The following is a 25,909-nucleotide window of genomic DNA, read 5'->3' on the forward strand; positions in this document are numbered from 1 at the left end:
AGGCGGCGACTCCAGTCACCGCCTGCTTTTTTTGGCTCGTTATAGTTCCCGCTTTTGCTGGGATGGGCTGCATCCAAAATACCGCCGGTAGGTTTTGGAAAAATAGGAAAGGTTCTGAAAACCGCTTTGTTCAGCGCTTTCACTGACGTTGCAGTTTCCTGAAGCCAAAAGGCTGCGGGCGTGGTCGCAGCGGATCAGGTTCAGATAATCGATCACTGTCCTGCCGGTGATCTCTTTAAACCCGCGGCAGAAATAATATTTGCTGAATCCGACTGCCGCGCTGATAGAATCAATAGTAAGCGGCTGGTCATAATATTTTTGGATGTGGGCAATGGCCGCTTTCACCATGTTTAGGCGGCTGTCGTGGGAAAGGGGAGCAAAGGCCGGCTGGGAAAAATTGCGGTAAAGCTGGACAGCGATTGCCAGTACAGCGGACTTCACGGCAGTTTTATGGTAAGGGCCGGCCTCCTTCATTTCCCGGCAGATCAGCTCAAACTGTTCCCGGATATGGGGATCCTCTAAATGAAACTGCAATTCCATGTCGCGGGCAGGAAGCCCCTGCTTTTCCAAATAATCCCGCCCAATGATAAGGCAGTAATAATAACAGGTTTCACTAAGCGTTTGGATCGAGTGCAGATGGGTGCAGTTAATGACCGCGACCTGCCCAGGTGTAAAAATTTGGCGCTGGTGGTCGGAGGTGATCTGGGCACTTCCTTTGACAAGATATAACAGCTCCAGATCATTTTGCCAGTGGATCATAAAATTTTCTGTATGGCTTAAATGATCGAAATGAAAAATGATTGGGAACGAGGTGTCGGAAAACTGAATGTTTTCATAAGAGGTTTGACGGTTCAAATAGATCCCTCCATCTTCAAAAAGCAAGATTGTGTCAATTTAGGGCAAGTTTTTATCTTTACTTTGCTTTTGTGCATATTATATAATAATATTACTGAAATTGTCAATAAATTGTTTTAAAGCAAAAGGAAAGGAGCATCTGCGATGTATCATTTCTCGATTGGCGTTATGCTGGAATCTTTTCGCACCGATATTCCGAATGCACTCAAAAAAGCAGCTTTATTGGGAGCGCAGGGCATTCAGGTGTATGCGACGACTGGAGAACTGTCGCCGGAAATGATGACGAAAGAAAAACGCCGTGAGTTTTTAAAGATGGTAAAGGATCATGGGCTTATTATCTCCGCGCTTTGCGGCGACTTAGGGCACGGTTTTGGAAATCCTGAAAAAAATCCGGAGCTTTTGGAGAAATCGAAGCGGATCTTAGATTTGGCAAAGGAGTTGGAAACCGATATCGTAACGACCCATATCGGCGTTGTACCCGCCGACCCAGCGCATCCGCGGTACGGTGTGATGCAGCAGGCCTGTTTTGAATTGGCGCAGTATGCGGATTCTCTGGACGCTCATTTTGCCATTGAAACTGGGCCGGAAACTTCTGCCACATTAAAGCGCTTTTTAGACGGGCTCCACTCAACGGGCGTTGCGGTGAATCTTGATCCGGCCAACCTAGTCATGGTTACGGAAGACGATCCTGTGCGGGCGGTACATACCCTGAAGGATTACATCGTACATACCCATGCAAAGGACGGGCGCCGTAATTTTTACCGTGATCCGGAAGTGATTTACGGATTGGTGGAGGAAGAAATGCTGGCGAGCGAATCCTTTACTGAGCTTCCGCTGGGCGAGGGGAAAGTGCCATTCCCGGAATATTTGAAAGCGTTAGATGAGATCGGGTACCATGGATTTTTGACCATTGAACGGGAAGTGGGAGAAGAGCCGGAAAAGGATATTCAAACAGCAATGGCGTACTTAAAAGCACTGATCAAATAGAAAAGAGGGACAAAACATGGATCAAAAACTGAAGATCGGAATCATTGGGACTGGGAATATTTCTGAAAGCCATATTTCTGCCTATCAAAAAAATCCGGATGTCGAGCTGTATGCGTTTTGCGACATTCGGGAAGACCGTTTACAGGAAATGGGAGAAAAATACGGTATTACCCGCCTTTATACTGATAAGGATGTCATGCTTCGGGAACTGCCGGAACTGGATGCGGTCAGCGTCTGCACTTGGAATAGCCAGCATGCGCCCTGCACCATTGCCGCGCTGAAGGCTGGAAAACATGTGCTTTGTGAAAAGCCGATGGCTACCTCGGTCGAGGAGGCAAAGGCAATGAAAGAGGCGGCGGAAGAAAGCGGGAAGCTGTTGATGATTGGGTTTGTCCGCCGGTATGGGAACGACTGTGCGATTTTGCAGGATCTGATCGGCGACGATTATTTTGGCGAGCTTTACTATGCAAAGGCTACCTATCTGCGCCGCAACGGCAGCCCGGGCGGCTGGTTTGGGGACAAAAAGATGTCCGCGGGAGGCCCTTTGATTGATCTTGGCGTTCACGTCATTGACCTGACCCGGTATTTGCTGGGTAATCCGAAGCCGGTTTCCGTTTATGGGGCGACTTTCTATAAGATGGGCGACCGCCGCGAACTGAAAGATAAAAAGGGATATGTTGCTTCATCCGCAACTGGGCAGGAGGAGTTTAATGTGGAGGATTTGGCCAGCGCCATGATTCGTTTTGATAACGGGGCCGTTGTTTCGGTGGAAGCTTCTTACTCCTTAAACATCAAGGAGGATGAGGGGAAAATCGAATTATTCGGAACTAAAGCCGGTGCAATGCTGGATCCGGAACTGGAACTGTACAGCCAGCAAAGCGGGTATATGAACAACGTTACCTTATGTACCCCTACTGCCCTGAGTTTTGATGGGCTGTTTGAAGGGGAGATCAACCATTATGTGGACTGTTTGCTGCGTGGTGTACCGTGCAAAGCCCCGGCCGAGGATGGGATCGTGCTGATGAAGATTCTGGATGCCATTTATGAATCTGCCCAAACCGGCCATGAAGTTGTGATTGGATAAGGGGGAGAATGCCATGAAACTTGCAGTAAGCTCTTATAGCTTTCAGCAGTATTTGCAGGACGGGCGCCTGACGCAGCTTGGCTGTATCGCCAAAGCAAAGGAACTAGGCTTTGACGCAATAGAATTTACAGATTTAGAACCGCCGCAGGGAATATCCGAAGCGGATTATGCCGTGCAGATCCGCGAAGAGTGTGAACGCCTTGGACTGGTAGTATCCAATTATACGGTCCATGCTGATTTTTTGGCGAATGATGTGGAACAGGAAGCACAACGGCTCAAGCGGAAGGTGGATACTGCGCTTTTGCTGGGGAGCACCAGTATGCGCCACGACGCCGCTTGGGGCTTTGGCGACGACCGGGGCGCCAAAGGCTTACAAAATGTAATTGATCGGCTTGCCGACGGCTGTCGCCGGGTAACAGAGTATGCTTCTTCCAAAGGAGTGCGTACTATGGTGGAAAACCATGGGTTCTTTTTGCAGGATCCCGACCGGGTAGAGCGGCTGATCAACACAGTAGATCATAAAAATTTTGGCTGGCTTTGTGATATGGGGAATTTCCTTTGCGCGGACGAAGACCCTGCAAAGGCCTGCGGCAAGGCGGCGCCTTATGTCTTTTACGCTCATGCAAAAGATTTTTTTGTTAAGACTGGAAACGGCCCTGACCCCGGGGAAGGCTTTTTCCAGTCCCGCTCCGGGAATTATCTGCGGGGCGCGATCATCGGCCACGGCGCGGTCCCGATCATGCAGTGTCTTGGGGTGCTCAAAAGGGAAGGATATGACGGGTACCTCGGATTGGAATTTGAGGGGATCGAAGACAGCTTGCAGGGCATCCGCATTGGGATCGAAAATTTAAGACGGTATCTGGCTCAATTGGAGAATGCGGCCGGCTGATAGGAATAAATTCTTGTTTGATTTTTAAGATTTGGCATAGAGTTTCAATGAAAGGTTGCTCCGTACAGTAAAATACTGTACGGAGCAACCTTTTTTCTCGTTCATCGTATGGCACCAGACAGAGTCTATTTGCGATATAAGAAAAAGGCTGTTTTTATCGGGCCTTGGGCTTTTAAAACTGCTTGACAGGGGGCTTTTCTTTGCTCTGCGGCATCCCTTAAAAGGGAAAGCGGAAAATCTCCCCAAAACACAACAGCATATATTTTTCCTTGAAATCATAGTTTTGCCCCATTAAATTTTTTTGAAGAATATGTTAACTTTATTTATAGAAATTCTAATATAAGAAATTCTAAAAAGGCAAGCAAGGAGGAAACACATTGAAAAAGCAAGGCTTTTTACATGAGTTTAAAAAAAATAGAACACTGTTTTTTATGGTGTTGCCAATGATGATTTTGGTATTGGTGCTGTCCTATCTGCCAATGTCGGGTCTGGTTTTGGCATTTAAGAATTATCGTTTTGATTTAGGTGTATTCGGAAGCGATTGGAACGGTTTGGAAAATTTCCGGTACCTGTTTGTTTCCGGAACAGGCTGGAACATCACCAAAAATACTATTGTGTATAATTTAATCAACCTAGTAACTTCACAAGGATTGGCTATCTTGGTTGCAATCGTTATTTCCGAATTGAGCGGAAAAGTCTTTAAACGTATTACACAGTCTGTCATTTTCCTGCCATATTTTATTTCGTGGGTTATTGTTGGCACCTTTATTTTTAACATCTTTAACTACGAAACCGGTGTTATGAACAATGTCTTGAAAACTTTTGGGATGGATCCGGTCAACGTATACTCTATACCAGGAGTATGGCCATGGATCATTTGTATCTTTAACGCATGGAAATGGGTGGGTTACAACTCTATCATTTATATCGCAGCAATTACAAACATTGATACTGAGTGCTACGAAGCCTGCGATATTGACGGGGCGAATATTTTCCAAAAGATTTGGTACATCACCCTGCCTTCTATGAAGCCTACGATCATCACCATGGTTCTGTTGCAGATTGGAAGGATTTTGCGCGGCGATTTTGAGATGTTCTACCAGATCGTAGGGAACAACGGGCAGCTGTTTGACAAAACCGATGTCATTGATACATATGTTTTCCGTTCCTTGCTGACAAACTCAAATCTTGGTATGACTGCTGCGGCGACCCTTTATCAATCCGTGCTTTGTTTTATTATTATCATGGTTGTGAATCACATTGTTAAAAAAGTAGAAGCAGATTATGCGCTGTTCTAAGCAGTACTGTTTTGAAAATAAAACATAAAACGGAGGGGTTGTTGTGTCAAATATGGCTACAATAAATAGCAATAAGATAAAGCTTACCAAATCAAGGATTGTTTTTAATATTATTTCTTATCTACTTTTGATCGCGCTTTCTCTTGCCTGTCTGCTGCCATTTATCATGCTGATATCCGGTTCCTTTACATCGGAGCAGGTGATCAGGTTTGAAGGCTATAGTATCTTGCCAAAGGATTTTACTTTAGAAGCATACGAAGTTGTTTTTCAGAATCCTGAACAGATCTTCCGGGCATATGGCGTGTCTATCTTTGTCGCTGTTGTGGGTACAATATTGGGATTGTTCTTTTTGACTATGACGGCGTATGTTATCAGCCGGAAAGACTTTAAATACCGGAATGTGATCTCCTTTTATTTTTACTTCACAACGTTATTTAATGGTGGGATGGTGTGTACTTATATTTTCTACATCCAGTACCTCCATTTAAAGGATAACTTACTGGCGCTGATTCTGCCGCTGATGATGAATGTATTCTATCTGCTGATCATGCGCAGTTTTGTTACTTCAATTCCACCTGCGCTGATTGAATCTGCTAAAATTGACGGAGCGGGAGAATTCAGGATTTTTCTTCAGATCATTCTGCCGCTGTTAAAATCGGGGCTTGCCACGATAGGGCTGTTTCTGACTTTGGGATATTGGAACGACTGGTACAATGCAATGCTGTACATCAATTCCGAAGAAAAATATCCGTTGCAGTACATGCTGTATAACATGCTGCAAAAACAGGAGGCGATGGCACAGATTGCAAGCCAAGCTGGGATGAGTGTGGAAAACCTGCCAACCAACGCCTTAAAGCTGGCAATGGCGGTAGTAGCTACCGGGCCGATTATTTTGCTTTACCCATTCGTACAAAAGTATTTTGTCAAAGGAATTACGATTGGTTCTGTAAAAGGATAACCGATCTGTAATAAAAAATAAAATAATGGAAAATGGAGGAATTTTTCATGAAAAAAAGGTTCGCTAAAATTGCGGCGCTGTTATGTGCTTTGACAATGGCAGCAAGCGTTGTTACTAGCTGCGGCTCCAAAGATGATAACAGCGGGACAAGCGGTGCTAAAACCGGAGAATTAGACACTTCCAAAGAAGTTGAGCTGTCTATTTATGTGATCGGGGACAGACCAGCGAAACAGGACGAAGTGGAAGAAAACTACAATAAGCTGTTTAAAGAAAAGCTGAATTGTACGGTGAAAACAAACTATTTAAGCTGGGCTGAATACAGAAACAAGTACCCGTTGCTGTTCTCCTCCGGGGAAAAATTCGATATGGCTTATGCTGCATCTTGGCTGAACTTCTACTCTTTGGCACAGAAGGGCGCTTTCATGAATTTGGACGAGCTTTGGCCAACCTATGCACCGAAAAACTTTGCACAGCAGTCTGAAACAGCAAAAGAACAAGCGACTGTTGACGGCCACTACTATGGCATCCCAAGCTTGTACAAAACCTATTCCGCATACGGACCGATCTACCGGACTGATATTCTGGAAGGTACCGATTGGGACGGAAAGATGGAAAATCTGGAAGATTACGAAACCTACCTTTCTTATGTGAAGAAAGAAGCTCCCGAAATGCAGCCGCTTTCTATTGTTCAGGAAGGTGCTGAAATTGACGAACTGTTCATGCAGGAAAGAGGTTTATATCCGGTAAAAGGAGCGTTGGGCGATTTCTTGTGGCTTGACCCGACAGAATCCAATCCGAAAATCTTTACCTACTATGATTATGAAGAAACACCGGAATTCCTCGAACTGGTAAACCGTTGGAACGAAGCTGGATACTTCTCTAAATCTGCGCTTTCCAACACCGATACCACGGAAGTGGAAAACGGCAAGGCTGCAAGCCGGATCAAAAACATGGGAACCTACGAAGGTGCGCACATCCAGCACCCGGATTGGGGCTTTAAATTTGCTAACTTTGTAAGCGACGTTTCCTACTCTTCTTTTATGCAGGATGCTTTCGTTATCTCCAACACTTCCGAAAATCCGGAAAGAGCGCTTGCTTGGTATGATCTGATCACCAGTGACGAAGAGGCTTTCCGTACATGGAACTACGGGATCGAAGGAAAATCTTATCAGATCGTTGACGGTCAGGTAGAAAAACTCAACCTGGAAGAATATGAAGAAAACCCATTGTGGACCGCTCGTACACCAGGCTTATTCCTGCGTGTGTTTGGCTCCCCGGCAGATATTCCAGAAATGGAAGCTTCCTATGATGAACACATCAAGGAAGATCAGGGATGCCAGAAATTCCGTGCATTCAACATTGATACTTCTAAGGTAGAAACTGAATACGCGGCTTGCATCAACGTTCATCAGCAGTACTGGTGGCCTTTGGAACTGGGTTATACTGATCCGGTAGAAGGCTTAAAAGAATACCAGCAGAAGATGGAAGCAGCAGGCGTGGATAAAGTGATCGAAGAATTCCAGAGACAACTGGATGAATACCTGAAAAACAAATAAATCATATATTAAGTGAAAACTTGCCCAAAAACCGAATCCATGCGGCTGTACCAGGCTGCATGGATTCGGTTATCAAAGAGGGAAGAAAAAATATCCTGAAAAATTCGATTTATTACTATGGCATAGCCTTGAAATAGGCTTTTGATTGCCTTATAGAAAAGAAATGCGATACAGAAAGGAGAAACTAAAGATGAAACAGAAACAGATCGTAGCAGTAGGACCAATGCAGAATGAATTAAAAGAAATAGACGTATTGCAGCCGAATGATGATCAGGTATTGATCAAAACAAAATATGTAGGTGTCTGCCGGTCAGAACATGACGACTGGAAAGTAGCAAAAGCAGGGCAGACTTTTGGTCATGAACCACTAGGGATTATTGAAAAAGTTGGGAAAAATGTAAAAGGCTTTAAACCGGGCGATCGAGTCAGCGGGATGTGGGGCGGTACGCTTCCGGGTTCTGGCGGGATGGTACAATATTCCGTTGCAGATCCAAAAGTAGATACTGTGATCAAATTGCCGGACGGACTTCGTGACGAGGATTTGATTCTGGAGCCATTGTCCTGCATGATGAGTGCAGTCAGCAAAGCAAAGGTCCAGATGCCGGGGACCCATGTGGCGGTAGTAGGCTGCGGTTACATGGGCTGCGGCGCAATTGGGCTTTTGAAATTACGCGGAGCTTATGTAGTGGCGATCGATATCCGGCAGGAATCTTTAAATGACGCGAAAAAGTATGGTGCAGATGAAGTTTACTTAGTGGATGAAGCGAAAGAAAAATTCATCGACAGTGATTTCAAAGGCTTCAAAGTGGTCATGGAATGGGGAGAAACCAGCGAATCATTGGATTTGGCAGTAAACCTAACCGCAGAATGCGGACAGTTGTGTGTGGCGGCTTACCATACAGGCGGAACCAGAACGGTAGATGTTCAGCAGCTTGGCGTAAAAGCGATCGAAATGCTGAATACGCATCCCAGAGAAATGTGGCTGTCTGTAGAAGGGGCATACAATGCAGTTGAATTGTTGGAACGAGGGGATTGGAACTATACCAATCTTCCGGTAAAGATTTTCCCAATGAAAAAATTCGATCAGGCACAGGCAGAACAGGAAGAAAAATACGGAAAATATATGAAAGCCATCATTGACATGACAAAAGAAGATGGCGAACCGTATATTTTATAATTTAACTGCCAGAGGGTGGATTGATTTCCTCCCTCTGGTTTGTGCTATGTCTGTGTGCATAACAAGAAGGAAATAAAAGCTCTACGGCCAATCAGATTGACCGTAGAGCTACTCCATAAGCTTTTGACAACGCATTTTTAATAGTTCGGATTTCCAAAGTTTTACTGTTTCCGGATCGGCAGGTGGGACATTTAGCAGATATTCCCTCCCTATATTCAGGGATTTTGCGGCGCCCATTGTATGGTAGGGCATGATCTCGACCGCCTGCACGCATTCCAGTACAGACAAATCGGCGATCGCCTGAAAATGGGACTGGGTATCGTTGATCCCCGGGATAACCGGACAGCGCAGGATAACTGGCTTTTTTAGTTTATTTAACAGGGACAGGTTTTTTAAAATCTTGGATAATTCTCCCCCAACATACTGTCGATGCAGTTTTTCATCCGAAAGCTTAAAGTCAAATAAGAATAGATCTGTAAATTCTGAAACGCTGCGCAGATCCGCTTCTCTGCAAAATCCGCTTGTTTCAATACAGGTATTTAACCGCCCCCTTTTTGCCTGTTTTAAAAGTGCCAGCGCAAAATGCGGCTGAAACAGCGGCTCTCCGCCCGAAAGCGTAATCCCGCCGACGGATGCCCGATAATAATCAGCATCCTTCAAAACAATGTCCATGATATCATCCGTAGTTACCGTTTTTCCGATCAATGAAAGTGCAGAAACCGGACAGCTTTCTATGCATTTCCCGCAGCCTGTGCAGAGGGAAAAATTCACCAGATGCTCATTGTTGACGAGATGATGTACCCGCTGGGGGCAAATGCTTTCGCATTCCCCGCAGAGCACACAGTGATTTTCCCGATAAGAAAGCTGGACATTTTGTTGTTTGGATTCAGGATTATGGCACCATGCACAGGATAAGGGACAGCCCTTTAAAAAGACTGTGGTGCGGATCCCGGGTCCGTCATGGATACAAAACCGCTGAATGTCAAAAATGATTCCCTGTTCCATTTTTGTTTACCCATGCAATGTCCGGGACAGTAATTCCTGCTGGACATCCTTTCCAAGCTCTATAAATTTGGCGCTGAACCCGCCTACCCGGACGATCAGATCCTGATGCCTTTCCGGATGGATCACCGCGTCCTCCATCTCGTCACGGCTCACGACGGTGATCATTATTTGGGAACCGCCGTTTTGGAAATAAACAGATAACAGGGCTTTGGTTTTTGCAATCATATTTTCAGAAAACATCTCTTTATTCAGCTTTAAATTTTGCACGCTTCCGGCATGGTTTTGAATCGAGGGTTTTACGATAGAATGAAGCATTGCCGTAAGTCCCGAACGGTCGGCGCCTCCCTGGGGATTGTTGGCGTTTGCTAACGGCGCCCCAGATCCCCTTCCGTCTGGTGTTGCCGCGGTTAGGTGTCCCAATACGGTGTTAGCGTCGTTGTTGATAATCACCGCCAAATAACTGTGCATGATCGTGTTTTTTACACTTTCTTTGATTGTATCACAGATGTGGTCATGTACCGTGACCAGCATAGAATCGGCAGTTTCATCCTCGTTTCCGTATTTGGGAAGATTCGTTAAAATCCGGCGGAGATTGGGATTAGAAGAAAAATTATCCCTTAAAGCCTGTAGGAGATTCTCCGAAGAAATGATTTTTTTGTCGTAGACCGCCAGCTTGATCGCAGTCAAGCTGTCCGCCGTATTGACGTTCCCATAGGATTCGAGGGTTCCGCCTAAATAGCGAACGCCTCCGTCTAACAGTGGTCTGCCTCTGGAGATACAATCGTCAAACAGCATGGAAAAGCAAAGGAAAGCACAGTGCCGGCCGCTGTATATGTATTCCAATTCCTCCATTTTGGCCAAAACCGTTACAAAATGCTCCACCTGCCGTTGATATGCGGACAGCAGTTCTTCAAAGGTTTGATATGTCTCCAGTCCGCCCAGATCCAGACCCAGCACTTCCTCAGTTTCCAGATCCTTTCCGTGGTACAGCGTTACTTCTAATGCTTTTGCCAGATTGATGATCCCGCTGGGGGTCCCAATAGATTGATGCTCCAGAACATATTCACCGCACCCGTAAGGGCAATAATGCTCGGCGATTTCCTCCGATACGCCGAACGCATGGGATACGGCCGGGATATTAACGTCATCGTTATATAACATCGGAAAGGTACAGCCTTCTCCGATGGCAGTGAAAGCCGCGTCATAAACCGTTTCGTCCATGCCATGATAAAACCGCAAGGCAACCTGCGGCGCGGTGGTGCGCATTTTTCGGATGGTGTCAATTGCTAATAAGCAAAATTGGTCGCAGTTTGTTTCGTTTTTTCGGCCTTTCCCGCCCAGAACGATCCGGCTGTCATATACCCGGTTTTTCAATTCGATCATCTGCCAGAAACCGCACATCAGCTCTAAAGCACGTTCCTGCGTTAAAAAACCGCTGGAAAGATCATTGACATAAAATTCAGAAAGATAGGTGTCCATCCTTCCCAAATTAAGGGAACCGGAATAGATCCACCAAAGATAGAGCATTTGGAGGGCGTCCCGAAAATGGAGCGCCGGAGCGTGAGCTATTTGAAGCAGGCTGCGCTTTGTTTCCAGCAGTTCCTCTCGCCAGTTGCTGTTAAGATCCGTTTGGGACAACAGGCGTTCAATCTCATCCACATAGGATTCGCAGATGCGGCTGAACGTATCCAGCACGCTATGAAGCGCCTGATAAAAATTATTTTCTTCTAAGGCTGCGTACTGTTGTTTTTTTCGAATCTGCTGATGCAGGCCGTCAACTCCCAAGGTAAGCAGCTTGAGGTAATCCAAATGCGTCCCGCTCATCCGGTAAAGCGGATGGGCGACAGCGCGGTCCTGAAAGTAATTTTCATAGGGAAGCCACTGAAGGACATTGGGCGGATAATGGCTGGAGATAAAATACTTTGTTCCGTTTTCCTGCCAAAATTCGGAAAGCCGTCGGCAGGTTTCCTCCTGCTGTCTGTTTAGCTGTCCGCTTTTCTGCCATCGGTCCCACTTATCATGATCCATGCAGTACCCCATATCCATAAACCCGGGTTGGGGGGAAAACTGCACCAGCGGGGAATAATATCGCCCCACGAACATATCCCCGTCTTGGGGAGGACACATACAGGCGGGAAACTGCACGGCCAAACAGGCGGCCTCACATGTAGAAATATCTTGACTATGGTTTTCCTGATATGTGCGGGTGAATTTTTCGGAAAAATCCAGTTCTTCCTCGATGGAAAAGGGGCAAACAGTTTCTTGAAGTCTTTTCATAAATTTCCTCCAAATCATCTGAAATGATCGACATTTACTCTGATTTTTGATCTTTCTAAAAATAAAAAGCAGTAAACATATTTCAATAAAACTATAACAGGAACCGTTGTCTTTTTCTACTTGCATTTTGATAAAACTTACAGTATATTGATATGGATACTAAAATTTTTCCGATGATACGGAGGGAGCATATCTATCATGAAACAGCTTCGTTTTGAAGATGTTCCCAAGCAGCCTTGCGGTGCTGGGATCATTGAAACTGTGTTGGACAACGACAAAAAAACGCAGCTTCACACCCATGATTTTTTTGAGTTGTTTATTGTAAAACAGGGTTGCGTTTTACATATAAATAACGAGGACGAAACCTGTATGCAGCGTGGTGACTTTTCGGTGGTCAAAGATACGGACAGTCATTGCTTTCAAAAGATGTCGGCAGAACGGGCGGCGTTTGTTAATATTTCGTTTTCAGCTGCTTTCTTTCAGGAACTTTTAAAGGAAAAAGGGATTGATGAAGCAAAAATGTTTCCGTACTTTACTGGGAAATTGTCGCCTTCACAGTTGGCTGCAACAGAAGAGTATCTGAATTTGCTGACGGGAAGTGCAGAAAGATCAGAACAGCATAAACTGCGGCAGAAAGAACTGCTCAAAAGCCTGCTGCAATTGATCTTGCTTGATAACATGCTGACGGAAGGGCGGCTGTCTAAGGACGCTCCGCTTTGGCTTCAGCAGGCAATCGGCGCACTGCGCCGGCCGGATATCCTGCAAGGCGGTTTAAAAAGCTTTATTTATCTTTGCGGGCATTCTCAGGAACATGTGACCCGGCAAACACGCAGGTACTATCATCAAACGCCAAGTGAACTAATCAATTATTATCGGATCCAATATTCCCAGGAGTTGCTGCTTAATACCGATCTTTCTATCTTAGAAGTTTCTATGTGTTCGGGGTATGAAAGTGTTTCCTATTTTAATCGTATATTTTTGCAGTACACTGGGGTGTCGCCAAGAACTTATCGAAACAGCATGAAATTGATTTACCAGTAAAGCAGAGAAATGATTTTACTTTTGACAGGACTTTCATTGCTTGAAATCAGTTTGAAATATAATATTTGCAGGAAAGGATGCTTTAATTTGAAGAGCCTTTTAGGAAAGGGGAACAAAACGTGATACAATTATTGCTTGTGGATGATGAAGCTAAAACCAGAAACGGGCTGCTAAAGCACGTTGATTGGGAGAAACTTGGGATCGATATGGTACAAACAGCACAAAGTGCGCAGGAGGCCCTTGCGCTTTGCGAGGAATACCAGCCAGATATTTTGATTTCGGATATTCGCATGCGGAAAATGAACGGACTTGAGATGAGTTCTATTCTAAGCCAGAAATATCCAAGCTGTAAGATTATTATCATCAGCGGATATGCGGATAAGGAATATTTAAAAGCAGCGATTGAACTGGGATCGATCAGCTATGTAGAAAAACCGATCGATCTGCAAGAGCTGGAAAATGCTTTAAAGAAAACGGTAAAAGTGATTTTAGAGGACCGGAAATCGATCCAAAACAGCGAAAGGCTGCTTCAGAATCAAGAATTTTTGAAACGAGAAACTTTTTTATCACTGCTCAACCATCAAAAGGGAAGTGAACTAATTGACATCTATGAACTTCTGCCGCAGGAATATAAACAGTTTAGGATCTGTGTGGTGCGTTTTTGCGCGCCTGTGCTTCGTACCGTTCAGATGAAAAAGACGTTTTTGCAGTCATTGGAACTGGAGCAATTTTTTCGAGCAGGGGGATTTGTTCACAGCGAGTTTACTGATAATCGCCATATGGTTCTTTTGTTATGCGGGGAGCGCTCTTTGATTTCTGACGAAAGTAGGATCGTTGAACAGTTGACAGAAATTTGCCAAAAACCATGTGACGAATCAAAAACATTTTTGTCATGGGGCGAACTGGTAGATGCACCTGAGCAGATAAGCCTCTCCTATCATCATGCACAGACGGCGGAAAAGGCTATTTTTTATAAGGGATATTCCAATGTGGAATTTTTTCAAGAAAGGGAAGAAAAACCAGTCGTTCTGGAACAGGATTATGTAGGCAGATTAAAAAATTTTTTGATCCGGGGAGATGAAGAAGCTGCTGAACATGAGATCCAGAATTTGACACAGGCCTTTTATGATATGCATGTAGAATCATCAGCCTATGTGTTGAGCCTTTATTTTGAATTGGGAAAGGCGATCATTTCAGAGTTTGGAAGGCTGTTTTTGGAAAGTGAAGAAAAACGGACAGAAAAATATCAAACGTCGATCCAAACCATTGAAAACCTAGATACTATTACAGAAATTGAAGCATACCTGATCTCTCAGATCCGGGAACTTTTCACTTTGGCAAAGAAAGACCGAAGCAACAGCTTCATGATCATGAAGGTAAAAAAATTTATCAATGAGCATTACCAACAGCGGGATATTTCTGTCAAACAGATCGCTGCGGAATTATATATTACACCGACCTACCTGTCGTCGCTTTTCAAACGGAAAACCGGGAACACGATCGGCGAATATCTGACAACGGTGCGGATAGAGGAATCGAAAAAGCTGCTTTTAGATCCACGCATGAAAACCTATGAGGTGGCCTTGGCAGTAGGATATGAAGACGCCAACTATTTTACGAAAATATTTAAAAAGAATCTAGGAGTTACACCTTCAGAATATAGGGAGAGAAAAGGATTGTGAGATTGATTGCACAACTTAAAAAGACTATTCGCCAATATTCCATGCGCACAAAATTGACGATTTCTTTTTCTATTGCGGTGATTACAATTTTAATGATCATTATGATCCTGTTAAGCCGTCTGGTAAATAACTATTATCAGGAAAAAATCTTGTTTTCCGCAGATCAGTCTTTTGAACAAGCGAATTCATTTATACAGAATTATCTGGATACGATGATTTATGTATCGGACCAGATCTACTATAATAACGATGTACAGCAGTTGTTGAGCCAGAATGATTTGGGGAAATTTCAGTCATATGGGGAACAGTACAGGGATTTTTTACGGCTTGATAGTGTGTGCCGGACAGCAGAATTGGTAGAAACGATTTATATGGCGAGGTTGTTTGTACCGGATCAACTGACATATTCTGAAAACATGCGCCATTTTGAAAAGATGTCAGTATTGGAAAACCGTAAGGATTACGAAATTTTTCTAAACAACGGAGGTGGCAGTTTTTTCACTGCTCCAGAAATGATAAAAATGCCGGGACTGAATTATGAAGTAGAAATCGTTTCACTGCTTAGGGTCATCCTTACTACAGACGGTACCATTGAACCGATCGGCGTACAGCAGATCGGGATACAGACCTCCAAAATCAAAAGTGTTCTGGAAAAATCTGAAATAACTAAATCAGGGATTGTATATTTAGTAAACAGTGCGGGAGAGATCATCAGTTGTTCTGATGAAAATAATGATTTGCTGCGAAAACTGAAACAGGCCGGGGAACTGCCTTGGCCAGCGTCGAGCGATTCCTGGAGTGAAGTTACAGTACAGAAACAGAGCTATTATATGAACCAGGCACAGCTTGATTCTGCCGATTGGTCTTTGGTCGCCTTGATCCCCCAGCGGGAAATCATACAACAAAGTAAACAGTTAGAATCTATTATACTTGTTCTGTCTTTTGCGGCAGTCATCGCGATATTTATTGTGTCGAGCGCAATTTCGAAATACTATACCAACCGGCTGTCCTACCTGACAGAGATGATGCACGAAGTACAAAATGGGGAATTGGATATTGATTTAAAAATCAAGGAATCGGATGAGATCGGGGATCTGTTTCATAGCTTTTCCTATATGACGCAGCAATTAAAATTGTTGATGGAGGAGAAATACAGATCAGGGAAAGCAGTAAAAACAGCCCAATTACAGGCCTTGCGTGCACAGATCAATCCGCATTTTTTGTATAACACGCTGGAACTTATCAACTGGGAAGCAATTGATCACAATGTACCCGAAATCTCTGAAATCGCAAAAAGCTTATCCCAATTTTATCGAATCAGCTTAAACAAGGGAATGGAGATTGTATCCCTTGAAAAGGAACTCAACCATGTCCGGGCATACGTCAATATTCAGAATTATCATTTTGACGGTGCGATCCAATTATATATAGATGTTCCTGAAGAACTTCTGCAATGTTCCTGTATCAACATTATTTTACAGCCACTGGTAGAAAATTCGATTCTTCACGGTATGGAAGAAACATTGAGTGGGGAAGAATACCCGATTTATATTTCTGCCAAACAGGTAGAGCAGGACATTATTTTATCAATTCAGGATGAAGGAACCGGGATGAGCAGCCAGCAGATAAAAGATATTATGAATATGAAATCTTTGAAAGTGACTGGCTATGGGATAAAAAATATTGATCTTCGTTTAAAGCTTACCTATGGGGAGCAATATGGATTAAGTTATCAAAGCAGTGTTGGAAAGGGTACAACCGTAAAGATTCGGATCCCGTTTCAGCCTTATCGGTCTGAACAACAAATAAAGCTGGACGAGTAAAAGGAACGCCAAGCAGTTTTCTCTGAAATATCAGGAATCAAAAAGGAGAAGCAAAGGTTTATTGAAACTTTTGCTTCTCCTTTTTGCCTAAAAACTTGTGTTCGTGAGCCGGTACTGCTTTTGCTATAATATGATTATTTTTTCAAGTCATTTAAAAAAGATATTGACAGGAAACTAATAGTACTTCTGTATAGTAAGTTTGTCAGATAGCTTAAACCCCCAAACAGGAAGAGCAGTTGCTCTTCCTGTTTGGGGGTTTAAGATTTTTTCCGGTATTTATAGGACTCTTACCTCAAATTCGAGATGATGATCCCCTCCGGTAAGTTCATATTGCTTAGGCATGCCGGTGCTCCATGCCATGTCTCCGCCAATTGGGCCGTGAACTGCGTCAAGATGCAGGAAAGTTTCCCTTCTTGCAGGCAGTTCATGGTCGTGGGCTGCGGAACGGTAGTCCTCGATTTTGTGATGCCGTGCGTCAAAATGGAACGGCTGTTTTGACTGGATCTGCAGACGGTGTCCAGCTCCATCTTTTAGCATCAGCCAACGGGTTTCCTCATGTCCTCCTGTTTCAGAAGGGGGGACAAACGGAAAATGCTGTTCTGTTACCGTGGAATGAAAGACTCCTAACGGCGCTGCTAGCAGACGGTCCGGGTAGTTTTCTGTTTCGCCCCGGCCAAAATAAGATAGTTCTTCAAACCCTTCGGCAATGACGCATTCCAGCCCGACTCTTGGCACAGCGCGATAGGAACGGTCGATATGAAAATCAGCCGATACCTGCAACACCCCGTCGCCCCGGAAAGCATAGGTTAGCTTCCCATTGATCGGCGGGTTGTTTAAATCTTCCTGCTCAAAGGGGAATGTTATCTGCACCATTTGATTGCCGGACAATACCTGAGGCTGTCCAACGATAAAACGCTGATCCCGGATTTTTTCATATTCTTCGTACCAGCCCCATTTTGGCTGTGTGTCCAATCCGGTATAAGGTCGGTCAAAGCAAGGGGCCATACCGCCTACGATCCACGGGCGGTCAGCCCCCCAGCGGATGATCTGCCCGGTTTTTGCCGAAATGACCAGCTGGCTGCCGTCTGCCTCCAAAATTAGCTGATCCCCCGCTTTTTTGAATCCAGGGGCAGTGCAGACGGCCGTTCTTTCCCGCAATGCCGGACCGCTTTCCAGATCAAATTGGAACAGGCCGATCTCCTCTCCATGATTGGCATAGAAGCTGTCTTGGCGGCGGCGTACAGAAAATTCGATCGTGTAAATGCAGCCGCTTTTCTTTGTATGCGGGATCTCAACGGTGATTTCCTGCTTTTGTCCGGGGACAAGCGCAGGCAAGGCTATTTCCTGTTCAGCAATGACCATTCCGTTTTCCCGCAAAAACGCAGTGCAGGAAAAATCAGATAAAGTAGAGTCCAGACAGTCGTTACGGACTAAGAAGCGGTTAAACTCATCGGTCGTGTCAAAGGATGACCAATGCTCCGGCCGGCAGAATCGGACAGGCGCATAAGCCGCCTTCACCTCATATGCGACCGGCTTCCAGGTCAGGTCAGGCAAAACGACGCCGTTGCAGGTCATAAAGGAGGGACAGTTCCCGCCGTCGATCCCTTCCACAAAAGACTCTCCAAAATCTCCGCCATAGGCAAAAAACGGTTTTCCGTCAGCGGTTTTTCCTTGCAGGCATTTATCCTGCCAGTCCCAAATAAATCCGCCCTGAAAGCGCGGATACCGCTGTGTCAGCTCCAAAAAGCGTTCCATGCCTCCCCCGCTGTTGCGGATCTGGTACAGGTATTCCACCAGAATGATCGGGCGGTCGTCGTCTGGGTCGGCAAGCATTTTTAGGATATAATCTATGGAAGCATACATGTTTCCGCGGATGTCAGAGATCCGTTTCCCTGGCTCTCCGGCTTCATACTGGCACAACCGCGTGGGATCGTATTCTTTGATAAAGCCGTACATCGCCGCATGGTTGGCTCCGGTGCCGCTTTCGTTTCCCAAAGACCAGGAAAAAATACTGACATGGTTTTTGTATTGCTCCACCATTCTGACTGCCCGTTCCAAAAACAGGCCGGACCAGCGCGGGGAATGGGTGAGCGTTCCCATCAGCCCGTGGGTTTCAAGGTTGCATTCACAAACCAGAAGCAGGCCGTATTGATCGCACAGGTCGTACCATTCCGGGCAGTCAGGGTAATGGCAGGTGCGCACGGCGTTGATATTCATACGCTTCATCTGCCGGATCTCTTCCAGCATCTGTTTGGGTGTTCCGTGCCTGCCGGTCGGATAAAAGTGCTCGTGCCGGTTTACTCCCCGGACAAGAAGCCGCCGGCCGTTTAAGTATACTACCCCGGAGCGGACTTCGATCAGCTTGAATCCAAAGCGGCAGGATTCAATATCCAGCACATTGCCCTCCGGATCAAAAAGCTGTGCGATCACTGTATATAGCACAGGATGCTCCGGCGACCAGCGTTCTACCTGTTCCAAATCAAAGGACACGCGGGCGGTATTTGCCGTTGGGATGACATCAGAACGATAGTCTGCTTCTGCTTGGATACTGCCGCTTTTTTCTGCAATGAAACGCTGCTCTTTGTCATACAGCGATATTTTTACACTGCAATCGGCAAAGCCGGGAACACGGGGAACGCGGATGTCCGCCTGAAATGTCCCCGTACTGTTTGTGACAGACGGGATTGCCTTTACATGGAGATCTTCAATATGCATCTTCGGTTTCGCGATCAGCCATACGTTGCGGTAGATCCCGGAAAGGTACCAGTAATCCTGGTCCTCCAGATAGCTGCTGTCGGCAAACCGCATGACCTGCAGCGCCATTATATTTTCCCCACTGTGAAGATATGAGGTGATGCAAAATTCCGCAGGAAGCTTGCTGTCCTGAGAATATCCGACAGGTTCTCCGTTCACCCATAAGTAGAACGCCGCTTCCACCCCGTCAAAGCGGAGATAGACCTCACGGTCCGCAAACTGTTCCGGAACAGCAAAGGCTTTTCGGTAACACCCAGTGGGGTTTTGCTTCGGAACAAAGGGCGGATTCGGGATCCTTTTTTCGCCTTGCTTGGCCTGGATCAGGCAATCTTCCTCCCCGGCGGCCCAAGGGTACACCACATTGGTGTAAATGGGCTCTCCAAAGCCTTGCAGCTCCCAATTGGAAGGGACAGGAATACTTTGAAATGCGCTGTCATCATAGTCCGGGCGGTAAAAATCATCTACAGCCTCCGGCGCGGGGTACAGCCGGAAAAGATAATCCCCGTTCAAGCTGTGCAGGTAGGGGCTGCTGCCGTATTCGCAGGACAGGGCGCGCTGCACTGTGTCGTAAGCGCCCCAGCGGGAATGGGCGGGCAGCCGGTTTACGGCGGGCACGTCGATATTCTCCCAATCTGGTTTCCAATGGAAATCCATTCGATTATTTTTCATATAAGCCATGATTGACCCCTCCATTTATCATGCTGTCATCCACTTGGTACAACAGCTTTGCATTGACGTTTCTCATATCCTTATGATAAACTGTTCTTTGTAGAAATAACATGGTATAATTGGTAAAAAAGATGTCCTTTTTGGGAAGGGGGGAGGGCTTTATGAAAAAGGTTTCACTGGAGGCTTTGGCGCATCAGGTCACCTATCGTTTCGTGGGCGGAAAACCGGAGGATGGGATCTTATCCTGCGGCTTTATGAGGAAACCGGAAGCACATCAGTCGCAGATCGATTTTAAGATCCCGTATTACAGCTGTTTTGTCCTGCTGGGCGGAGAAGGCGAATATTGGGATGAACATGGGGTGTACGCGCCGCTTCGTGCCGGAAGCGTTGTCCAGCGTCTACCCAACCGGGTCCATTCTACCCGGGTCCATGCCAATGGCGAATGGCTGGAGTTTTACGTCAGCTTTGGGAAATGTGTGTTTGATGCCTTGGCCGCCACGGATCTGTTGAATCGTTCTTTGCCGGTGCAGCGGATCCATGAACCGGAAAACCAGATCCCGATCTTTCAGAAGCTGCTTTCCCGCATGTGCTCTGTTCCTGACCGGGCATTGACGCCATGCCTGTTTGAGGCTCAGCAAATTGCGCTGATGCTGACGCAGGGGGCTGGCTTGCAGGCTGGTCTCTCTCCGCTGATGGCAAAAGCCTGTGAGCTGTTGGAAAAAGATCTGTCAAGGGAAATATCTTTGCATGAGGTAGCTGAACAGCTCCATATCAGCTATGAAACGTTCCGCAAAGCGTTCCGGCGAGAAATTCAGATGTCCCCGATTGGGTACCGCCAGCAAAAGCGCATGACAACGGCACAAATGATGCTGATGGAGGGGGAGCCTGTCAAATCGGTTGCCAAAATGCTGGGGTATAGTGACGCATATGCCTTTTCTAAGCAGTTTAAAAGATTCTGCGGCTGCTCCCCGATTTCTTATATCCATCGTTTCCAAGAGTCTGTCTGATTTTTGAGAGAGGAAAAGCGCTGACAGAATAGAGTTTCTATATAAACTCTATTTTGAGTCGAAATATATATGGTATGCTATATTAGGAAAAACATGAAGTATTCTTGTCAACTTGAATTACAGGCTATGATGTGGTATAATCATACTATTAGGAAAGGGTAAACGGCCATTACAGCTTGGAATACTTGAGCGGTTTTTATCCTGTCAAAATTTATACGACCTTGTCAACGGATATTTCCAGAATTGAAAAGGATCTCGGGAAAAAGAAAGGAACATCTATGAAGAAAAATTGTTTGATCGCACAATCGGGCGGCCCAACCGCCGTGATCAACTCCAGCGCGGTAGGAGTTGCGTTTGAAAGCTTTCGTTCTGACTGGATCGACCGTGTTTATGCTTCAGAAAATGGTATTTTGGGGGTATTAACGGGAAAATATTTTTGCTTGAATGATGTTGATTTTGAACAGTTAAAACGCCTAAAAACAACCCCTTCTTCTGCGTTTGGATCTTGCCGTCACAGGCTAAAGGACTGGCGGGAGGATGAATCGGAATATGTGCAGATTTTTCGATTTTTTCAGGAAAAAAATATTGGATATTTCTTTTATATCGGCGGAAACGACTCCATGGATACGGTGATGAAGCTGAGCAGCTATTCAAAGGAAAAACAGCTTGATGTGATTATTTTAGGGATTCCCAAAACGATTGATAACGATCTGGCATTGACCGATCATTGTCCGGGTTATGGAAGTGCGGCCAAATATATCGGCACATCCCTGCTGGAAATCTATCAGGATGCTCATGTTTATCAAAGCGAGCTGGTCACCATTGTGGAAGTTATGGGGCGGAATGCAGGCTGGCTTGCGGCTTCTAGCGCATTGGCGCAATACAACGGTAAACGGGTCGTTGACCTGATCTATTTGCCGGAGATCCCTTTTTCGATGGAGCAGTTTTTAAAGGATGTCAAAGCTTGCTTTGATAAAACAGGAAATGTTCTGATTGTTGTGTCAGAAGGGATACGGGACGAAAACGGTGTGTACTTGTCAGATTCAGAACCATTATCAGATGGCTTTGGGCATCAGCAACTGGGCGGAGTTGGACAGCGGCTGAAGCAGGAAGTAATGAACCATATTACACAAAGGGTAAAATGCGTAGAGTTTAATATTTTACAGCGCTGCGCTGCTCATTGCTTATCCGAAACAGATGTAGAAGAGGCCTATAAGGTGGGGAAAGAAGCGGTCCATTATGCGGAGAACGGAAAAAGCGGGTGCATGGTAGGGATCCGGCGGGTCAGTGATAAGCCGTATTTGATGAAACCGGATCTGTTTGAAATTGATACGATTGCCAATCAAGAAAAAAAGATCCCGCAGAAGTGGATCGTTTCGGAAGGGAACTATGTGACGCAGGAGTGCTTGGACTATATGCAGCCTTTGATCATGGGAGAAAAATTCCCGGATTATGAAAATGGTTTGCCTGCTTTTTCAGTATTAAAATGCGGTGAATAAACAGTCGCTACACAGAGAATGTAAGAAGGGGAAGCTTCAACGAGTTAGGTTTCGGAAGAGGTCCTTAAAACAAAAAGTTGAAAAGAGCGTCAAGGCGGCGCCCTTTTTACTGTAGTAAGAGTCTGTTTCGCAGGATATAGACGTTTTATTTTGGGATTGAAGCCCAATTATGGCTATGCTATAATGGCAGTATTGATATTAAGAAAAGGACAGGGAGGTGTTGGTCATGATCACCTATTATGAAAGCCGGGAAATTCCCTTTGACAGCTTTTTATCGGACGATTTGACTTTCCCTCTTCATCTTCACAAACAAATGGAGATCGTTCTGGTAACGGCGGGTGAGGTGACTCTTTGGATCGGGTCTCATCAAAAACATATGTCAGAAGGAGAACTTGCCCTTATTTTTCCAAATCAGGTTCATTCTTATGTTTCTGAAGGGCATAGTCAGCTGTTATTGATTATTTTCGACCCCGAGCTGGCGGGGGATTTTACAAAGCTGCTGATCCAAAAACAACCGCGGGACCCTTTTATCAGGAAAGAGCAGATCCATCAGGATATTCATTTTCTTCTTCCGTATTTTAAAGGGTATCGTTCGGCTCCTCTTTACCGCAGGCTTTTAAAGGGATATTTGACAGTGATTCTGAGCCGTATACTAGAACGGACGGAACTTGTTGCAAGTTCTGCGTCACCAGAAACGGATCTTTTGCATCATGCTTTATGTTATATGAACCTGCATTTTACAGAGCCCCTATCTTTGGATTCTCTTTCTAGAGAACTTGGCGTCAGTAAGTTTCATCTTTCCCGCTGCTTTTCGGAAAAGATTGGCTGCAATTTTACCCAGTATTTGAATTCATTGCGTATCAATTATGCCAAACAAAGGCTGGAAACGTCAGGGATCAGCGTTTCAGAGGTTGCTGCCGAATCAGGTTTTGAAAGCCAGTGCACTTTTTTTCGTTCCTTTAAGCTTCAAACAGGGCTTACACCGAATCAATACCGGAAAAATGCAAAAGAATAGGAAGGGAAGTTTTTTATAAAACGGAACTTTAAAAGAATTGGGCAAGAAACGAACGAAATCGAATTTGATTTGTGCAGGTGCCTGTACGAATATATCCTAGGCGAAAACGGCTTGACCTGGAGGTTATCTTTGGATGATACTTACATTATAGCAGTAATTTTAATTAAAAATAGAGCATTATAAAACCCCAAGGGCTTTGTCTATTACACTGAACTAGCCCTTGGGGTTTTATAATTATCTTAGTAATTTTCGGCGAGTACTTGGAAAAATGCCTGCAAATGTTTGCACACCGGGCACATTTCCGGAGCTTTTTCTCCCACATGACGATGTCCGCATACGCGGCACTGCCAGACCACCTGGTTTGGTTTTTGGAATACTTTTCCGTCCTGAACATTTCCACAAAGTTTTTGATATCGTTCTTCATGTTCTTTTTCGATCTTTCCCACTTGTTCAAACAAGAAGGCGATATCGTTAAATCCTTCTTCTTTTGCAGTTTTAGCATATTCAGCATACATTTCTGTCCACTCAAAATGTTCCCCTGCGATCCCGTCTTTTAAGTTTTCTGTTGTTTGCGGGATCCCATCATGCAGTAGCTTAAACCAAATTTTTGCATGGGCTTTTTCGTTATCAGCAGTTTCCTGGAACAACTGGCCGATTTGTTGGTAGCCGTCCTTTTTGGCTTGGGAGCTATAGTATTGATATTTTGTATGTGCCTGTGACTCCCCGGCAAAGGCGGCCATTAAATTTGCCTCAGTTTTGCTTCCTTTTAAATCCATAATTGTTTCCATCTCTTTCCTGTATAGATTTCTTTAGATAGTATTGCCATAGGAAAGATTTTTATACAAAACAAGTTTTATTTGACATTCTATTTAATAGGCTGCAGGCAAATGGAGTGTGGCGCAGTTGGTAGCGCGCTTGACTGGGGGTCAAGAGGCCGTGGGTTCAAGTCCCGTCACTCCGACCAAGCAATCAAAGGACTGCTAAAATAGAATTTTTGGTATCGTGTTTTTCAAGATTCCAAAAAGTAAACGTAGTTCTTTACGTTTACGCTCTTGTTTTTTGCCGGGACAAATTGCTCTAGCAAAAAACAAGAGCCTGAATATAAAATTCTCACAGAATACGTTTCAATGAAATAATTTAGTGTATATTGCAATACGTTTTAAAAAAGACTTCTAATCCACTGGATTAGAAGTCTTTTTTATGTAATCTAACATAGAAAGTAAATCGTAAAGCTGCCGGGCTTTTTTCGGCTCAAAGATAGCTTGCTGAATAGATCTCCACGCCATCATTTTGAGTAGATGTATCAGTGTATTCACGATTTAAAAATATTCATAGAAGCTATTTTATCAAGGTCCTTCCAGCTAGTTTTAACCTCTGTATGACCTAAAAAGTAATCTATATTTATTTAGTCAGCGATGATATTGAAGTTTTGACATAGAAAGAGACTGAATTTTCGGTTATTCCATTTCTAAATTCTAAATCATCCTTTTACTGCGCCTGCCATTAAATTAGCTTGGAAGTTTTTCTGAAACAAAATATAGATTAGAATAATTGGAAGAATAGAAATCATCATACCTGCCGACAACAGTTCATAAGAGGTTGTATGAGCTGATTGAAAAGCATATAATGCGTAGGGAATTGGATATTTTTCCTCATTGAAGATATAAATCATTGGAGCCAACAAATTATTCCATGATGCCATGGCAACAAAAACAATCAGGGAAGCCCATGCAGGAAATGTATTTGGCATCACAATACGGAGTAATACGCCAAGTTCGCTACAACCGTCTAATCGTGCCGCTTCTAATAATGAATCCGGTAAAGATATAAAAAACGATCGCATCATCATAATTGCAAAGCCCAATCCGGTTGCGATTCCTAAAATGGCTACACCGGTTAATGTATTTAAAAGTTTTGATGCTCGTAAAATAAAATAAAGCGGCAGCATGATGGTTTGAAACGGGATCATCATACTCAATAGCAAGGTATAATACAATACGTTTTTACCAGGGTATCTAAATTTGGCAAAAGAATATCCGGCTAAAGTTGCAACAAATAGTGTACCTATAACTGTAATAACCATCATAAAGATACTGTTCAATAAATAACGGTCAAAGTGCCCCATTTCCCAAGCAGAAATATAATTTTCTACAATTTGCCACTCGTGCGGCCAAGTGAAGGGACCGCGAACAGAGTCCTTTGTTGTCCGAAATGAAGTGATGATAATCGTGGCAAAAGGAATTAAGGTGTAAATTGCACCAAGGATTAGTACTATATACATTAGTGCTTTTCCAAGCATTTGTTTTTTGGTATAACTTTTTGCTTTCCCCATA

Annotated in this window: 19 protein-coding genes and 1 tRNA gene; 14 read left to right on the plus strand and 6 right to left on the minus strand. The window is 44.6% G+C overall.

Annotated features, from left to right (window positions below; all coding sequences use genetic code 11):
- Positions 1–39: 39 nt before the first annotated feature.
- Entirely contained in the window at positions 40–855 is an 816-nt protein-coding gene (locus tag CIB36_RS11895; protein ID WP_093989748.1) for a helix-turn-helix transcriptional regulator, read from the minus strand.
- A 144-nt stretch (positions 856–999) separates the two neighbouring features.
- On the opposite strand from CIB36_RS11895, the gene CIB36_RS11900 reads away from it, so the two are divergent.
- From CIB36_RS11900 to CIB36_RS11930, 7 genes are all read left to right on the plus strand, one after another.
- The gene (locus tag CIB36_RS11900; RefSeq protein ID WP_093989749.1) at positions 1,000–1,842 is read left to right on the plus strand and encodes a sugar phosphate isomerase/epimerase family protein; all 843 of its coding nucleotides are present in this window, start codon (positions 1,000–1,002) and stop codon (positions 1,840–1,842) included.
- A gap of 16 nt (positions 1,843–1,858) precedes the next feature.
- Positions 1,859–2,926, plus strand: coding sequence for a Gfo/Idh/MocA family protein (locus CIB36_RS11905; protein WP_093989750.1), 1,068 nt, complete (start codon positions 1,859–1,861; stop codon positions 2,924–2,926).
- A 13-nt stretch (positions 2,927–2,939) separates the two neighbouring features.
- Positions 2,940–3,815, plus strand: a complete 876-nt coding sequence (locus CIB36_RS11910; RefSeq protein WP_093989751.1) for a sugar phosphate isomerase/epimerase family protein — start codon at positions 2,940–2,942, stop codon at positions 3,813–3,815.
- 377 nt (positions 3,816–4,192) lie between these two features.
- Positions 4,193–5,113 (plus strand): ABC transporter permease, encoded by a 921-nt coding sequence (locus CIB36_RS11915; protein WP_407657477.1) that lies wholly within the window; start codon positions 4,193–4,195, stop codon positions 5,111–5,113.
- A 52-nt stretch (positions 5,114–5,165) separates the two neighbouring features.
- Entirely contained in the window at positions 5,166–6,071 is a 906-nt protein-coding gene (locus CIB36_RS11920; protein WP_093989752.1) for a carbohydrate ABC transporter permease, read from the plus strand.
- 47 nt (positions 6,072–6,118) lie between these two features.
- Complete coding sequence (locus CIB36_RS11925) at positions 6,119–7,627, plus strand: ABC transporter substrate-binding protein (RefSeq protein WP_158662685.1); 1,509 nt, start codon at positions 6,119–6,121, stop codon at positions 7,625–7,627.
- 190 nt (positions 7,628–7,817) lie between these two features.
- Positions 7,818–8,804, plus strand: a complete 987-nt coding sequence (locus CIB36_RS11930) for an alcohol dehydrogenase catalytic domain-containing protein (RefSeq protein ID WP_158662686.1) — start codon at positions 7,818–7,820, stop codon at positions 8,802–8,804.
- A 108-nt stretch (positions 8,805–8,912) separates the two neighbouring features.
- Here the strand turns inward: CIB36_RS11930 and CIB36_RS11935 are convergent, their stop codons facing one another.
- Together CIB36_RS11935 and CIB36_RS11940 are read right to left on the minus strand one after the other, a co-directional pair.
- A complete protein-coding gene (locus tag CIB36_RS11935) occupies positions 8,913–9,809 on the minus strand; it encodes a glycyl-radical enzyme activating protein (protein ID WP_093989755.1) in 897 nt (298 codons plus the stop codon).
- Positions 9,810–9,815: 6 nt separating this feature from the next.
- Positions 9,816–12,086, minus strand: coding sequence for a pyruvate formate lyase family protein (locus CIB36_RS11940; protein ID WP_158662687.1), 2,271 nt, complete (start codon positions 12,084–12,086; stop codon positions 9,816–9,818).
- A gap of 198 nt (positions 12,087–12,284) precedes the next feature.
- Here CIB36_RS11940 and CIB36_RS11945 point away from each other — a divergent pair, with 198 nt between their 5' ends.
- The 3 genes from CIB36_RS11945 (at position 12,285) to CIB36_RS11955 (ending at position 16,632) form a co-directional block, all read left to right on the plus strand.
- The gene (locus CIB36_RS11945) at positions 12,285–13,127 is read left to right on the plus strand and encodes a helix-turn-helix domain-containing protein (protein ID WP_093989757.1); all 843 of its coding nucleotides are present in this window, start codon (positions 12,285–12,287) and stop codon (positions 13,125–13,127) included.
- A 119-nt stretch (positions 13,128–13,246) separates the two neighbouring features.
- Positions 13,247–14,809 (plus strand): response regulator transcription factor, encoded by a 1,563-nt coding sequence (locus tag CIB36_RS11950; protein ID WP_093989758.1) that lies wholly within the window; start codon positions 13,247–13,249, stop codon positions 14,807–14,809.
- Positions 14,806–16,632 carry a sensor histidine kinase gene (locus tag CIB36_RS11955; RefSeq protein ID WP_158662688.1) on the plus strand — a complete coding sequence of 609 codons (1,827 nt, stop codon included), beginning with the start codon at positions 14,806–14,808 and terminating at the stop codon, positions 16,630–16,632. Before CIB36_RS11950 ends, CIB36_RS11955 begins: the two co-directional genes overlap by 4 nt.
- A gap of 276 nt (positions 16,633–16,908) precedes the next feature.
- Here the strand turns inward: CIB36_RS11955 and CIB36_RS11960 are convergent, their stop codons facing one another.
- Positions 16,909–20,064: a glycoside hydrolase family 2 TIM barrel-domain containing protein gene (locus tag CIB36_RS11960; protein ID WP_158662689.1), complete on the minus strand. Its 3,156-nt coding sequence runs from the start codon at positions 20,062–20,064 to the stop codon at positions 16,909–16,911.
- Between the two features lie 152 nt (positions 20,065–20,216).
- Here CIB36_RS11960 and CIB36_RS11965 point away from each other — a divergent pair, with 152 nt between their 5' ends.
- The 3 genes from CIB36_RS11965 to CIB36_RS11975 all read left to right on the plus strand — a co-directional run bounded on the left by CIB36_RS11965 (position 20,217) and on the right by CIB36_RS11975 (position 23,576).
- Positions 20,217–21,062, plus strand: a complete 846-nt coding sequence (locus CIB36_RS11965) for a helix-turn-helix domain-containing protein (RefSeq protein WP_158662690.1) — start codon at positions 20,217–20,219, stop codon at positions 21,060–21,062.
- A 278-nt stretch (positions 21,063–21,340) separates the two neighbouring features.
- Positions 21,341–22,561, plus strand: a complete 1,221-nt coding sequence (locus CIB36_RS11970) for a 6-phosphofructokinase (RefSeq protein WP_093990029.1) — start codon at positions 21,341–21,343, stop codon at positions 22,559–22,561.
- 226 nt (positions 22,562–22,787) lie between these two features.
- Entirely contained in the window at positions 22,788–23,576 is a 789-nt protein-coding gene (locus CIB36_RS11975) for a helix-turn-helix domain-containing protein (protein WP_093989762.1), read from the plus strand.
- Between the two features lie 239 nt (positions 23,577–23,815).
- Here CIB36_RS11975 and rbr read toward each other — a convergent pair whose 3' ends face one another.
- Positions 23,816–24,352: a rubrerythrin gene (gene rbr, locus CIB36_RS11980; RefSeq protein ID WP_093990030.1), complete on the minus strand. Its 537-nt coding sequence runs from the start codon at positions 24,350–24,352 to the stop codon at positions 23,816–23,818.
- A gap of 112 nt (positions 24,353–24,464) precedes the next feature.
- Here rbr and CIB36_RS11985 point away from each other — a divergent pair.
- A tRNA-Pro gene (locus tag CIB36_RS11985) sits at positions 24,465–24,540 on the plus strand.
- Between the two features lie 516 nt (positions 24,541–25,056).
- Here CIB36_RS11985 and CIB36_RS11990 read toward each other — a convergent pair.
- Positions 25,057–25,908 (minus strand): carbohydrate ABC transporter permease, encoded by an 852-nt coding sequence (locus CIB36_RS11990; RefSeq protein ID WP_093989763.1) that lies wholly within the window; start codon positions 25,906–25,908, stop codon positions 25,057–25,059.
- Position 25,909 lies beyond the last annotated feature (1 nt).

The organism is Massiliimalia timonensis (genome assembly GCF_900186585.1).
GTDB classification, from domain to species: Bacteria; Bacillota; Clostridia; order Oscillospirales; family Ruminococcaceae; genus Massiliimalia; species Massiliimalia timonensis.

Coding starts and splice junctions, on each gene's coding strand:
- CIB36_RS11920 (WP_093989752.1), top strand. CDS start 5,166: ATGGCTACAATAAATAGCAATAAGATAAAGCTTACCAAATCAAGGATT.
- rbr (WP_093990030.1), bottom strand. CDS start 24,352: ATGGATTTAAAAGGAAGCAAAACTGAGGCAAATTTAATGGCCGCCTTT.
- CIB36_RS11945 (WP_093989757.1), top strand. CDS start 12,285: ATGAAACAGCTTCGTTTTGAAGATGTTCCCAAGCAGCCTTGCGGTGCT.
- CIB36_RS11910 (WP_093989751.1), top strand. CDS start 2,940: ATGAAACTTGCAGTAAGCTCTTATAGCTTTCAGCAGTATTTGCAGGAC.
- CIB36_RS11965 (WP_158662690.1), top strand. CDS start 20,217: ATGAAAAAGGTTTCACTGGAGGCTTTGGCGCATCAGGTCACCTATCGT.
- CIB36_RS11940 (WP_158662687.1), bottom strand. CDS start 12,086: ATGAAAAGACTTCAAGAAACTGTTTGCCCCTTTTCCATCGAGGAAGAA.
- CIB36_RS11930 (WP_158662686.1), top strand. CDS start 7,818: ATGAAACAGAAACAGATCGTAGCAGTAGGACCAATGCAGAATGAATTA.
- CIB36_RS11960 (WP_158662689.1), bottom strand. CDS start 20,064: ATGGCTTATATGAAAAATAATCGAATGGATTTCCATTGGAAACCAGAT.
- CIB36_RS11925 (WP_158662685.1), top strand. CDS start 6,119: ATGAAAAAAAGGTTCGCTAAAATTGCGGCGCTGTTATGTGCTTTGACA.
- CIB36_RS11905 (WP_093989750.1), top strand. CDS start 1,859: ATGGATCAAAAACTGAAGATCGGAATCATTGGGACTGGGAATATTTCT.
- CIB36_RS11970 (WP_093990029.1), top strand. CDS start 21,341: ATGAAGAAAAATTGTTTGATCGCACAATCGGGCGGCCCAACCGCCGTG.
- CIB36_RS11975 (WP_093989762.1), top strand. CDS start 22,788: ATGATCACCTATTATGAAAGCCGGGAAATTCCCTTTGACAGCTTTTTA.
- CIB36_RS11935 (WP_093989755.1), bottom strand. CDS start 9,809: ATGGAACAGGGAATCATTTTTGACATTCAGCGGTTTTGTATCCATGAC.
- CIB36_RS11990 (WP_093989763.1), bottom strand. CDS start 25,908: ATGGGGAAAGCAAAAAGTTATACCAAAAAACAAATGCTTGGAAAAGCA.
- CIB36_RS11900 (WP_093989749.1), top strand. CDS start 1,000: ATGTATCATTTCTCGATTGGCGTTATGCTGGAATCTTTTCGCACCGAT.